1 protein-coding gene is annotated in these 492 nt (G+C 40.9%); it reads left to right on the forward strand.

What is annotated here, in order from left to right:
* The coding region (locus tag FD16_RS12975) for a mucin-binding protein (protein ID WP_420835649.1) at window positions 1-492 on the forward strand (492 nt) is incomplete at both ends.

A 492-nucleotide genomic window follows, 5' to 3' on the forward strand; every position in this document is an offset into this window, starting at 1 on the left:
GTGATGGTGTAGTATATGATGAAGACGGAACAGTTAAGAGTTATGTAGTTCATTTGACGCACAGTACTAGCGAAACTACTGAAAATAAATCTGTGAATGAAACCATCCATTATGTTTACAGTGATGGTAGCGAGGCATACTCTGATTATACAGCTACTCCAGTTGAATTTACGCGAACCGTAACGACTGATAATGTGACTGGTGAAAAGGTTTATGGTGATTGGACTGCAGTAGATGGATCTAGTTTTTCATCGGTAACTTCGCCGACCATTACTGGGTACACCCCTGATAAGGGACAAGTTGACGGTGTTAACAATGTTACAGCTGATACAGCTGATATTGTAGACACTGTTACCTATACAGCAAACAAAGAGACTGCTAATGTTACTTACATTGACGACACAACTGGTGAGGTGCTAAGCACTGCAAATCTTTCTGGTGACTATGGTACCACCGATTCATATAGGACTGCTGATACTATTCAGAACTACG

Source organism: Paucilactobacillus suebicus DSM 5007 = KCTC 3549 (assembly GCF_001434475.1).
Classification (GTDB): domain Bacteria; phylum Bacillota; class Bacilli; order Lactobacillales; family Lactobacillaceae; genus Paucilactobacillus; species Paucilactobacillus suebicus.